This is a genomic window from Vibrio sp. Isolate30 (genome assembly GCF_022397975.1).
Classification (GTDB): Bacteria; Pseudomonadota; Gammaproteobacteria; order Enterobacterales; family Vibrionaceae; genus Vibrio; species Vibrio fortis.
The window spans coordinates 176031-188884 of the sequence record NZ_JAKEUS010000007.1 but is presented as its reverse complement, the minus strand read 5'-3'; the positions used below and the strand labels follow the sequence as shown (position 1 = coordinate 188884).

The 12854-nt window shown below is 43.8% G+C and carries 11 protein-coding genes; 3 read left to right on the top strand and 8 right to left on the bottom strand.

What is annotated here, in order from left to right; all coding sequences use genetic code 11:
* Positions 1–27: 27 nt before the first annotated feature.
* The 5 genes from L1D60_RS16795 to L1D60_RS16775 form a co-directional block, all read right to left on the bottom strand.
* Positions 28–882: a MurR/RpiR family transcriptional regulator gene (locus L1D60_RS16795; RefSeq protein ID WP_239842119.1), complete on the bottom strand. Its 855-nt coding sequence runs from the start codon at positions 880–882 to the stop codon at positions 28–30.
* A gap of 372 nt (positions 883–1254) precedes the next feature.
* Entirely contained in the window at positions 1255–2898 is a 1644-nt protein-coding gene (gene panP, locus L1D60_RS16790) for a pyridoxal-dependent aspartate 1-decarboxylase PanP (protein ID WP_239842118.1), read from the bottom strand.
* 133 nt (positions 2899–3031) lie between these two features.
* The gene (locus tag L1D60_RS16785; protein WP_239842117.1) at positions 3032–3559 is read right to left on the bottom strand and encodes a hypothetical protein; all 528 of its coding nucleotides are present in this window, start codon (positions 3557–3559) and stop codon (positions 3032–3034) included.
* A 207-nt stretch (positions 3560–3766) separates the two neighbouring features.
* Complete coding sequence (locus tag L1D60_RS16780; RefSeq protein WP_239842116.1) at positions 3767–4672, bottom strand: lysine exporter LysO family protein; 906 nt, start codon at positions 4670–4672, stop codon at positions 3767–3769.
* Positions 4673–4706: 34 nt separating this feature from the next.
* A complete protein-coding gene (locus L1D60_RS16775; RefSeq protein WP_239842115.1) occupies positions 4707–5627 on the bottom strand; it encodes an HDOD domain-containing protein in 921 nt (306 codons plus the stop codon).
* 364 nt (positions 5628–5991) lie between these two features.
* Between L1D60_RS16775 and L1D60_RS16770 the strand changes: the two genes are divergently transcribed.
* Entirely contained in the window at positions 5992–6573 is a 582-nt protein-coding gene (locus tag L1D60_RS16770) for a TfoX/Sxy family DNA transformation protein (RefSeq protein WP_150868835.1), read from the top strand.
* A 116-nt stretch (positions 6574–6689) separates the two neighbouring features.
* Here L1D60_RS16770 and L1D60_RS16765 read toward each other — a convergent pair whose 3' ends face one another.
* The 3 genes from L1D60_RS16765 to L1D60_RS16755 form a co-directional block, all read right to left on the bottom strand.
* Complete coding sequence (locus L1D60_RS16765) at positions 6690–7232, bottom strand: hypothetical protein (protein WP_032548717.1); 543 nt, start codon at positions 7230–7232, stop codon at positions 6690–6692.
* A gap of 187 nt (positions 7233–7419) precedes the next feature.
* Complete coding sequence (locus L1D60_RS16760; RefSeq protein WP_239842114.1) at positions 7420–7917, bottom strand: response regulator; 498 nt, start codon at positions 7915–7917, stop codon at positions 7420–7422.
* Positions 7910–9853: an ATP-binding protein gene (locus L1D60_RS16755; protein WP_239842113.1), complete on the bottom strand. Its 1944-nt coding sequence runs from the start codon at positions 9851–9853 to the stop codon at positions 7910–7912. Before L1D60_RS16755 ends, L1D60_RS16760 begins: the two co-directional genes overlap by 8 nt.
* 185 nt (positions 9854–10038) lie before the next feature.
* On the opposite strand from L1D60_RS16755, the gene L1D60_RS16750 reads away from it, so the two are divergent.
* Both L1D60_RS16750 and serC read left to right on the top strand, forming a co-directional pair.
* Positions 10039–11301, top strand: coding sequence for a DUF945 family protein (locus L1D60_RS16750; protein WP_239842112.1), 1263 nt, complete (start codon positions 10039–10041; stop codon positions 11299–11301).
* 211 nt (positions 11302–11512) lie between these two features.
* A complete protein-coding gene (serC, locus tag L1D60_RS16745) occupies positions 11513–12607 on the top strand; it encodes a 3-phosphoserine/phosphohydroxythreonine transaminase (protein ID WP_239842111.1) in 1095 nt (364 codons plus the stop codon).
* The last annotated feature ends 247 nt before the right edge of the window (positions 12608–12854 follow it).

The following is a 12854-nucleotide window of genomic DNA, read 5'->3' as shown; positions in this document are numbered from 1 at the left end:
CGTTTTTACAATGAATCTACAGTTAGTTTAGAACTGAGAGTATTTCTCGTAGCGAGAATCACGCAGTGACTCTTTTACACGTTTTAGATTTTCGCGGAAACCAGTACCACGACGCAGTGTGAAGCCAGTTGCTAGAACATCGATAACCGTCATTTGTACAACGCGGCTTGCCATTGGCATGTACACATCAGTGTCTTCAGGCACATCCAGTGAAATAGACAGTGAGCTTGCCTTATCCAGTGGAGAGTCTTTAGCTGTGATTGCGATGACTGTTGCGCCATTTTCACGAGCTAGGTTCGCAATTTCAACTTGGCTCTTCGTGCGACCAGTGTGTGAAATAAGAACAATAACATCGTTGTCGCTACAGTTGATGCAGCTCATGCGTTGCATCACGATGTCTTCAAAACATGTGATTGGAATGTTGAAACGGATGAACTTGTTTTGAGCATCTTTTGCGACAGATGAAGACGCACCCAAACCAAAGAAGGAGATACGTTTAGCTTGCGTTAGCAGGTCAACCGCGCGGTTTACTTGCATTGCGTCCAAGCTGTTTTTAGCAACATCTAGACACGCCATTGTCGATTCGAAAATCTTATGTGTGTATGCATCAGGGCCATCATCTTCTTCAACGTTACGGTTCACGTAAGGTGTTCCGTTTGCCAAGCTTTGAGCTAGATGCAATTTGAAGTCAGGGAAGCCTTTCGTATCTAAACGACGGCAAAAGCGATTAACAGTAGGCTCACTTACATCGGCCATTTTTGCCAATGTAGCGATACTAGAATGAATAGCAGTTTGAGGGGAAGCCATAATGACTTCGGCGACTTTACGCTCAGACTTGCTGAAATTTTCCAGGTTTTTTTGTATTTTTTCTAATGTATTCATAGTGTTCACGAGGGTATAGAGAACAACTTGCCAGTTAATATCTGCTCACCAGGGGAATGGCTGAAACAAATAGCAGTGAAGAGTTATCAAGCAAAAACTAGCTATAACGATAATGCTCTTTAAGTACTGCCGTTTCAAATAGATATATTTTTTAACTAGCACCATAGGATAAGTATAAACCTAACACACTATTTACTAATACAAAAACACGGGATGAATGCTTCAGAATATGACAAACCTCAACAAAATTTTAGAAAACTACAAAACTGGAAGAGGATTTGAGTGAAAAAAGTGCAAATAGGCGTGGAAATGACGTGTTAGTTACACCAAAAAGAAATAAATTTTCAATCTGGTGCAACTAAATTTGAATAACTATGATTGAATCTTACTGACTAGGGCTGTGATCTTACCCATTAAATTCGGAGCTAGCTTAGCGATTTCTCGCTGCTCTTCAAGCACAGAGGTCAGGATCTCATTCCCCGTGAGAGGGTTAGCAAGTACCACACGGAACACGATGATATGTTGGTGTGACCAAGCTTCAGGGGTGAGACGTGTACGAGATACGAACGACTTACCCGTTTCACGCTGTTTCTTCTGAATGAATTTAGTGAGCTCGTTCAGTAGTTCGTTAAGCTCTGTACGGTCAGCATCGTTGGCCTTTTCAAGCGCTAGTTTAACGCTTTCAGGCACATAACGGTAAGTCAGAAGACACAATTCAGGTTCAGAAACGAGCTCGAAGTCACTTTGCTGTTTAATAAGGTCTGCAAAATAGCGTGCTTTATTAATGCTTTGGTCGATCAGCAGTTCATAGCCAGGACGACTAATGATATGCATCGCAGCATAGACTAGCATCGCCATACCTGAACGAGAGCCCTCTAAAGTGTGGCTTCCTAGGTCTTTTGAGCCTTTACGCAGAATGTATTGCGCGTGGTGCTCGATGGCTGTCATTGCATCAGGCTGTTTGAACAGCACCATGCCTGCACCCATAGGAATATAGAGCTGCTTATGGGCATCGATCGTCACTGAATCGGCTAACTCAATACCGTCTAATAGATGGCGGTGGTTATTCGACATTAACGTTGCACCGCCCCAAGCTGCATCGACGTGGAAGTGACACGCCTCTTCAGCACAAATCTCAGCCATTTTTTTCAGAGGGTCAATGTTGCCTGTCTCGGTCGTACCTGCAACACCAATCACTGCGAATGGCTTGATGTTATTGCTTTTTAGCTCGGTGATCTTGCGCTTTAAATCCTCAGTACAGATTCGGTTGTCGTTGTTTGTTTTAACTGAAACAAGGCCTTCTTGACCGATACCTAGTACATCAGCGGCTTTTTTAAGAGAGTAGTGGCCGCGTTCAGAAACCAAAATCGCTAGGCCTTCGTAACCGTAGTGCTTCATTGCCTTAAACAGGCCTTCTTTCTCTACGCCCTTAAATTCACCTTGCGCTTTCAGTGCATTGTTACGTGCAACCCAAAGAGCTGTGATGTTGGCTATGGTACCACCAGAGCAAAAAGCCCCTAGCGAGTGATTAGCACTGTGCATCCAGCGAGAGTAAAAAGTATCGTCTTGTTGGTAGATAAGGCGATGTAGCATTCCCAGCACTTGACGCTCAAGCGGTGTAAATGCTTTTGAAGTTTCGATTTTCACTAGGTTCTGGTTGAGCGCAATCATGATCTTTGACAGCGGCATCAAGAAGTACGGCAGGGCAGACGTCATGTGGCCAATGAAGCTTGGTGCTGACGTGTGCACTGAGTGAGAAACTAGCGAATCGAGTAGGTGCTCGGTATGTTCAGAAACAAACTCTGGCTGCTCAGGGATATGAGCATTAGAAAAGTCCTTCTCAATCTCACGAAGCGGCTTCTCTTCAGCCACTATGTGTTCTCGTAGAAATTGATTCAGGTTCTGTGACAGTTTGTCTTCGATTTGTGTAAGTGTTGAGTCTGGTCCTTCTGGTACCGTAAAGATACGCAGTAGGCTGTCAAAGCTTACATCTGCTGTTTTTTGTTCCGTAACCATAGCAAGCGAGTTATTTTTCTAATATTGACGCGAGCGGGACAATCTAAACGAAAACGGGAACAAAGTCCCGTCTTAATTATGAAATCCCACTTCCCATAAACGTAACTTTTAATAAGAAGTCACGTTTATGTCGCTATTTACACTGAGTATTTTCTACTTTAGCGATAGATTGGTTGTAGCGCTGAAGGGCTGTGTCAATCTGTTTTGGATGGCTTAGCAGCTCAGCAAATGCAGAACGTAGCTCGTAGTTTTGAGCGTGTGGCTTAGACTGGCGATCATCGAAAGTTGTCTTCGCTACTTTGCCTAGTTCATCGTCACGTTGCGATAGCGCTTTGATGTCATGTTGCTCTAGCTTTAGCCAACCCTCAACGGATTGCTCTGTAGCGACTTTACTTGAATCGTTAACTAGGTAGTAACGCACAGCAGCTCGGTTTAACTCGAAGTGGTGCTGACGACCCTCAAGGAACCATTGGCTTACTTCTTTCAGCTCTGGGTATTTTTCTGCTGTGAGATCAGCAAGATCAGAATACCAGTTCAGAGATGCATCGATGTACGCATCGTATTTTTCAGCAAGACATTGTTGGTTTCCAGTTAAGCTATCTGCTGCAAAAGAGAAAGTAGAAGTTGATGCTAGCAGTAGTGCGACACAAAGGCGTTTCATAGTGGTTCCTTTTTGGGTTTATTCTTTTTAGAACTAATTTTTATGTAGAACTATGTCTTCACAGATTACCGTGGTTAGTATTTGTTGAGCAACGACACTTAGTGTCTTTTTATTTTGGTAACTGTTTCAGTATCTTGGGCAATTTCAGTGTTACGAGTCATGGTGTACCGACGCATTCTAATGGAAAACATCGGTCATTCCTGCGATCTAGTTAGCAAGAGATACAAAGAATAGCATCAATACAGGCACTAGTAGGCTCAAAATGAAACCACTGACGATCGCAATAGGTACACAACGTACGCCGCCAGTTGTCTGTATGACAGGGAGCGTGAAATCCATCGCTGTTGCACCCGCATAACCGATAGAAGTGCAAGGGTAGCTTCTAATTAGCATTGGGATGACGACTAGAGCCACTAGCTCACGCAGCAGTTCCAACATAAATGAAGCGCCACCATAAACAGGCCCAAAAGCATCGCCCATTAAAATTCCCGCAAGCGAATACCAGCCAAAGCCCGAAGACATAGCGAGTGCGCGGAAAAGAGGAATATCTAAGAGGTACGCAGCAATCACACCGCCAAGCATAGAGGTCACAATGATGGTGGCAGCGATGACCATGCCATGCTTGTTAAGAAGGATCTGCCGTAGCGTGAGGCCACTGTTACGAAGCTGAATACCGATGAAGAAGAGGAGGGCGAATAGAATCCATTCGCTAGCGGTGTCGACCCAGCCCAAACTGATCGGAAGTAATAGGCCAGCAATGAGGCCAGATCCAACCACCAAAATCAGTTTTGCAGACTCTAGTGCCATTGAAGAAAGAGGCAGCTTTTTCTGACTGCTGTCTGTCTGTAGAGGGAGCGCTTTATCAATCAGCGGCAGCGCTAGCAAATTACATGCACTTAGACAGACAAAGAATGTTGCCGTGTAGAGCAAGATTGTTTGTAGGTTACTGCCTAGGTTATCCAGTGCCGCAAGGCTAAGTCCCATTAGGCTCAAAATGACGTAAATCAGATAAGAGGTAGAGCGGTTAATCAGCTCTAACGTCTTTTCATTAGAAATAGAAAATAGGTACCCCACCACAAGCGGGGCAAAAATGAAGATCATCCCTGTAAACATGATTCCCTCGATGCTGACTTAGCGGTCTATGGCCTTATAAACCGCTGGCACTGATAACGTCGTTAAGCTGTCCGTGGAACTCATTGTCATTTAAGTTGCTGAGTTGATAGAGAACTTCAGCTCCAGTGACGTTAAGTTCGACTTCGTGAGAGTCGATGTTTTCATCATTGTTTCTAAACATCAAGAGATGATTAGCAATTCGTGCAATATCGAGGTAAGAAACGTCTTTCTCACTGTTTATAGAGGACTTATTAGAAGAGACATCAATAAAATCGCGGTCGAAACCCCACTGCTTCAGAACCAACTGGCTGGTGGCTGAACACTGAGTTTGGAAGATCTGTAATGCGATGTCTTGGTCGAGGTAATTGCCTCTCTCCAGATAGTTATGATATTCGCTAACCAAACAGAACAGACCGATGTCGGCAAGCAAGCCAACCAATAGCGCTTTCTCTTGTTCGAGATAGCTATATTCCTGTGGTTCGTGCTCTTTGAACTGGTTGGTGACCAGAACCATCGTCGCCCCAAGCTCTTTTGAAATCGATGCGCTTTGTCTTAGCAGCTGATTGCAATCTTGGCTTAGGTTGACGGTGTGCTTTAGCTGCTCAATCGCTTGTGCTGTCACGATGTCACGGACTCTTAGAATACCGAGGCGCGATACCGCAGTCATGATGTCTACGCAAGTGATGTTGCGGCGGTTGAATACCACTGAGTTGGCAACGCGAATGACGATAGCAGTTAAACCAGGATCCTCTAACAAGCATGTTGCTACATCAGCAATTCCTGTTGATTCAAGGGTACAAAGTTTCTGAATTTTCAAAACCACATCTGGGATTGGAGGTAAGTTGATTTTACCAGAGGCAATAGAGCTACTAACCAGTTGTGCGAACTCAGTCTCGAGTCCTTTGAGTAGAAGTGCTTTGTTCTCAGGAAGCCAATAAAAGGATAAATGATTCATATAGTGGGAATAAATAGTAAGACGTCACCAGTTTACAAGCCGCAATGCTGCCGTGCAATAGTACAAAAGTAAAAATCGGTTTCGGCTAAAAACAGGTAAATTTGAACCGGGATAACACTAGGCGTCAAAATGAAAGCACCGAATAATGGCGTAATGTGATATCAATCATGAAATAATGTGATAGTCACTTAATTGCTGTGAGCTAAGTCCAGACTTAATTTTCTTTTCGAAGTATGATTTATTTCAAAGGTGACAAGCAACTCATAATATTCACCTATATTTAGAACATTTTATTTTCGCATACAAAAAGCTGCTTATCTGGTGATCGTACTAATCGGGGTAATTTGATTAAGGATCAATGGATATGACCGAGACAGCATTTATTAATTACGTAAGTAAGTTTGGTGAGCACCAAAAGCGTTCAATGTTTGGAGGTACAGGCCTCTTCCAGAGCGATGCGATGTTTGCACTGATTAGCGAAGGTTGTTTATTTATTCGCGGTGGTGAGTCGTTAGATGAAAAGTTGACGGATCTAGACTGTGAAAAATATCGCCATGTCAAAAAGCAGACAACAGCCACTGTAAATTACTACGATATTACCGATCTGTTTACGTGTGAGCACCCTGAACTGGATAGCATTATTCGAACTTCTATCGACAATTCGGTTCAACAACGTAGTTTCAAAAAATCGACTGCTAGCCGTCGTTTACGTGACTTACCCAATATGCAATTGACGTTAGAGCGTATGGTTAAGAAGGCTGGTGTCGAAGATGTCTCTATGTTCATGCAGTTAGGCGCATCTGAAGTTTTCAGTAAGGTTCGTAAAACTTACGGCAACGATGTCGACCTAAAGCTACTTTGGAAATTTGCTGGTGCAATTGATGGTATTCACTGGAAACTGCTTCAAGAGCCTCGTAAACAACAGCTGTTGAAGAGCTGTCACTAGAATCCACCTATATGCTCAGAATAATTCAATACAAATAAAAACCGAGGACATAATCCTCGGTTTTTTGTTTTCTATTCAATCGCTTATTGAGCCAACACTCATCGGCTCAACGTTTACTAGAACTTGAAGCGAGTAGTGAACATGATTTGATCACCGTAGAAGTCGTTGATACGAGCTTCAGCGCCTAGAGAGAATAGCTCTGTAGAGTGGAAACGAGCGTAAACAGAACCGATCCAATCGTCGTTGTCATCGATAGATACGTAACCCGCTTTACCACCAACTTCAAGTTGTGGACCTAACCATTGACGAACACCTAGGTTCAATTCCATACCAAGATCAGTCGAGCTAGAGTCTTCTGGCTGTACGATACGCATTAGCATTTCACCAGTAAGATCTGCCCAGTTGTTGATTGGCGAGTGGAAGCCAAGACCAACGCCAGAATCGAAATCGCCTTCAAACTCAGAGTCGATACGTGCTACAGCGTGAGCATTCGGGTGGATTGACTTACTGAACGCGCCACCGAAAGTAACTGGGCTTGCGCCGATACGAGCTTCAAAGTAATCGTAGCTGAAGTTGCTCATTACTTGTGGTTGATCATCGGCTGCAAATGCTTGGCTAGATGCCAGAAGCATAGCGGTAGTCAGTAGAATTTTACGCATAACGACAGTAAACCTTTATTAATGTTAATTCCCTGTGTCTGCACCCAGTGGCACAAACAATAAATATCGAGACATTCTAGTCTAACTTGTAGAAAAGTAATCCTTTTAAATGTCATTCATTTGTCATTTAGCTAAAAAGTAAGCAAATTGAGTGCCATTGTGCAACTTTGATTGCTAGATTTGTAGTCTACTCGCCAAAACTAGTGCGTTTATTCGCCATAGTTGTAAGAATTCTTTCTGTGTCGAGGACGGATGTCCATTGCAATAAGTTATCGTCTTGCTGGATAACATAGTCGGTAAGTTGTTGTGTAATGGTGCTTCTGAGCTCATCGCCACGCCAAGGTTTCGAGATATAAAAATCGAGAGCAGCATTATTGATTGCAGTCACCGTATCTTCTAGACCAGCTTGCCCAGTCAATAGAAGCTTACGAGTAGGCTGAGTTGAAGGTTGTTGGTTCAGTTCAATCAGAAAATCGATGCCGGTTTTTTCTGGCATAATATGGTCACAAAGGATAAGCGCCAATTTTACGCCGTCTTGTTGCATCTCTTTGATCACGTCTTTTGCCTCATCGACCGACTCTGCACCTTCAACAACAAAATCGTCTTCAAATGGAGCAAGGTCTTGAAGGACACTATTGAGCACTTCAGGCTCGTCATCAACACATAGTATTAGGTACTTATTCATTTGAGGCTCCTTGTGATTCGAGAGGTAGCCATACCTGCATCGAGGTATAGCAATCAGGCTCTGAGTCAACCGTTATAAATCCGCTGTGCGCGGTTACGATTTGTTGTGAAATAGAAAGTCCAATTCCGAGACCGAAGTTTCCTTCCTTCTTGGTTGTGAAATTGGGGCTAAATATGGTCTCGAGATTGGCACTGTCGATGCCGTGTCCATTGTCTTTTATCTCGACGACCCAATAAGCTTGCTGGTCGCGATGTTGTTGAGAGGTCGTAATCTCAATGACGCCGCGTTCGGGCAGGGCATCAAGCGCATTCGATAAGAGATTGGTCCACACTTGTTGCAAAGCCAGTGGCTGACAAAGTAGCCGAGGGAGGCTGGTATCGTAGTGTTTCTCTAAGGTATGAACTTTCAGTCGATTTTCAAAAATCACCAGCGTGTCTTCGATCCCTTCGTGGAGGTCAGCGTGCAGTCTGGCTTCGTCATCTTGTCTTGCGTAGCCTTTTAGGCTTTTGACCATATCGGCAATTCGTTTGCTACAAACACGGATTGAGCGAATAGAGTTCCCAACTAAATGGTAATGTTCTAAGTCACTGAGAAGCTCTTTTGCGGCGGCAGGGGACTGTTGCAGCGTTTCTATAACCTGTTGTTGATCGGTAAGGTTGAGTCTCACAGTTTTCTTGGCTAAAGCTCGGTCGCTAACAGTGGAAGAAAGGGCTTTAACCAAATCCCTCTCTTGTGCGGTCGAGAGCGGTTTAGACAGCTTAGCCGTGTCGAGCACTTGAGGTGCTAATGTTGAATTCGGTAGGTTTGAGTTCAACAGTATTGAGTCGAGATTGTCAGAAAGGGTTTCGATGCTGCGCAATATTGCGGCGATCGGATTATTCAGTTCATGAGCGACACCCGCAACCAGCTGCCCGAGCATTGCCATCTTCTCTTTCTCAATTAACTGCTGGTGGGCGGACTCTAATGATTCCAGCGTCTCTTGCAGGCGAAGTTTAGTGGTAATGCTGCGCTGCAAGCGGCGGTTGAAATGGCGTAGTAACAGATTCGTGAACAGTGGCAGTAGAGTGCTGTTTGAGTGCATGACTTGCGAGAATACGTCTCGGTCTAGCTTAATAACGTGCGTTGGCGTTAGCGTAATCGCGGTTGAAAAAGAGGGCTCGCCAGTCACAAACGACATGCCGCCAACGATGTTTCCTTTGGTATGCCTCACTACTTCACGTTGCTGCCCTAACTCATCTTTTTTATACAGAGCCACTTCGCCTTCGGTGATAAACCACAAAAACCGGTTGTCTTCGCCTTCTTTAGTTAATAAGTGATCGGAAGAGTAGGCGCGAATTGCTTTGGTTTTATCGTCTTGAGAAAAGAAATCTCGCAGTGCACTGATCACCTTTTCCGCTAATGCAGCATCGGATAGCTGATGGAAGTCGTGAATAAAGCCGGATTGAAATGAGCGAATTTTTTGCTCTATATGTGCCCGTAAGATTCGTTGTTGGTCTAGCACTTGGCTGTAAGTGAGTAAGTCATCAGCTGCGTACTTGATGATAAAAGATGTGAGCTCTTTCTGGGCAGACTTGAACAGCACTTGGTCGGGTACGGGCTTGGTTAAACAGTGGTTTAGGCGACCTTCATTCACGGCGGTTAAGATAATTTGAATATCTGACGATGCGCTAACCAAAATCGTACGTGCCGTATTAGTATGAGGCAGTTGCTCAAGCTCGATAAGGAATTGAACCCCATCGAATTGAGAGTGATGGTGGGTAATCACCAATGCGACTGTTTGGTGATTGTCGTGAATGTCTTTCAAAGCCTGATGAGCTTCGTCGAGATCTTCTGCTGTATAAATATCGAACGTCGCAGAGAGTGGTGCGAGCTCAATCCGGATCCGCTCAATGCTAATTGGGTTATTATCTAAACAAATAACAGCGTATTGATTCACGTTTTTCCCTCTGTAACTTCCCTAGTCTTAGAATATCAATATGTATCAGTAAAGGATGAGAGCTAGTTGGTAATTTGTTGAGCTAATTGAAGTATTCAGCAATAGACTGATTTAACTCAATGTTTCCTGATTGCTATTGTTGGGTTAGACTGAGTATTACAAACGATCGTAATTAAAGAGAACACATGGAACAGCTTAGAAAAATCGGTGCCATTGGTGGCGCCATTTCATTAGCACTCTGCTGGCCGCTTGCCGTAGGCCAGATTGGGCAGAATGCGATTACAGATGGTATCGCAACATTGAACAGTTCTAGCATTCAAGCTGAAATTGTTGATTACGACCGCGGTTACTTTTCATCGAATGTAAAAACACGCATTACGGTAGTCGATGAGAGCCTCATAGAGCAGCTAGCCATCGATGGCTTGCCAACCGAGTACATTGTGAACAGTGATGTTAGCCATGGCTTAATTGGCCTTGATGCGCTGTCGACTCTTGAAGACCAACCTAACTTGCCTTTGACTTTGACAACGAGCACAGAGCTCAATGGCAATACGAGTTTTAATTTAGAACTGAGTCAGCTGAATCACCAAGGTACAGCAGAAAATGAAACCTCAGTTTCAATTACTAAGTCGACAGTATCTGGTCACGCTACTGTGCTGGGGCAGATTGATTATGAGCTAGATATCCCATCTATTCAGATTGATTTCCCATCAGGGGAAGAGATGACATTGTCGAACCTGAAAGGTGTGGGTGAAGGTAAGCAAGCAAAAGGCTACTGGTTAGGCACCCAGAATTTTACCATTGATTCGTTTGCAATTACGGATGCACAAATGCAGCCGTATGTATCGATTCAAAACTCGCAATACGACTTTGAATCGCACCTTGATGAAGCAACAAAACGCCTACGTAGCAACTTGAAGCTAAACATCGCATCGATTCAAACCAGTGACGGTGAGGTGAATAACCTCAATGTTGATTTTGAAATGGATAAGCTAGACAGCCAGTCTTTTGAAAAGGTGTTCGAAATTTACCAGTCAAACCCTGTACTGACTCAGGAAGATATTGAGCAGATCATTCCTTATATCGATACCTTTTTCGCGAAAGGGTTCGATCTTTCTATGAAGAATATCTCTTTGGATTTAGGTGAAGGTGAGTTCCACTCTAAGTGGTTAGTCAGTGTTCCAGAAGGTACCGAAAACATTAGCAGCGATCCAAGTCGAATTATCCCAGCATTAACGGGTGACATCAGCTCAAGCTTCTCGAATGAATTGGTGCAAGAGTACCCATTTATTCAGGAAGGCATCGATGAGTTGATCGTTATGGAGATGATTGAACAGACGGATACAGGTTATGAAATTCGTGCTGCACTAGAAAATGGAAATTTAGTCTTTGAAAATGGGCAAGAAATTCCATTAATTGCACTGTTAATGCCTGCTTTAATGCAGTAATTAGAATCACAAGCATCGTGAATACGCCTTTTAGCTAGCTAAAGCTAAGGTTTTTAATCGATACACAACAAAAGAGGTCTGTAGACCTCTTTTGTTGCTTTTTATGTTGAGTAAAACGTGGTATTACTTGCATAGTTATATCGGTTTACGGCTATATCGATTTATAGCTATATCGAGCCACAGTTATTATCGAGCAGGAGCATCACCCCCCATGGAAAACACTTTAGATAACGTTTTTAATTTCAGTGCAGGTCCAGCAGCATTACCAAAACCAGTAATGAAGCAAGCGCAAGCGGATTTAATTGACTGGAATGGCCTAGGCACATCCGTGATGGAGATTAGCCATCGCAGCAAAGAATTTATTCAAGTAGCGGATGAGTCGGAGCAAGACTTACGTGATCTTCTGAATATCCCAGACAACTACAAGGTTCTGTTTTGTCAGGGCGGTGCGCGTGCTCAGTTTGCGGCGGTTCCACTAAACCTACTGGGTGACAAAACAAAGGCAACTTACGTTGATGCCGGCTACTGGGCAGAGAGTGCAGTAACAGAGGCGAGCAAGTATGCCGAGATCGACGTATTCAACGCGAAAACAACAGTAGATGGTAAAGCAGCGGTTATTCCTGCAAGCGAGTGGAAGATTGATCCAGAAGCGGCATACGTGCACTTCTGTCCAAACGAAACCATTGATGGTGTTGAAATCAATGAGCTGCCTGTAACAGATAAACCGATTGTTGCAGATATGTCTTCAAATATTCTTTCTCGCCAAATTGACGTGTCAAAATATGGAGTAATTTACGCGGGTGCTCAGAAGAACATTGGTCCTGCTGGTATCTGTATTGTGATTGTTCGTGACGACCTTCTAGAGCTGGCAAACTCAGTTCTGCCTAGTATCCTGAACTACAAGGTTCTGGCAGAGAAAGACTCTATGTTCAACACACCTCCAACGTTTGCTTGGTACTTGTCTGGCCTAGTATTCAAGTGGCTAAAAGCGGAAGGTGGTGTTGAAGCAGTTGAGCGAGTGAACCAAGAGAAAGCACAGCTGCTTTACAATGCGATTGATGAGTCTGACTTCTATCGTAACGAAGTTCACCCAGCAAACCGTTCTCGCATGAACGTACCTTTCCAACTTGCGAAGCCAGAACTTGACGGTAAGTTCCTTGAGCTTGCTGACAAAGCGGGTCTCAAGTCACTGAAAGGTCACCGAGCTGTAGGTGGTATGCGTGCATCAATCTACAATGCTATGACGCTTGAAGGTGTACAAGCGTTGGTGAACTTTATGAAAGAGTTCGCGCAAGAGAACGCGTAGTCGTTAAATAGACAGTATTTATTAGTTAGGGTGTCACAGTGTGACACCCTTTTTTGTGTCTTTTATAAAATCCTCACTTCAAAGGTCTACATATGATGAGCTAGCTCAAGCCCTGATGACAATACGCTCGCCAATTATAACCGTACGGGTTATTGTAAATGACTTTGAGTTTTCTCCTTGTATCGAACTTTGAAAGGGGAGAGCCAATAGCGAATTTTCTTCTTTTTAATGGACAAGTACTGTATAA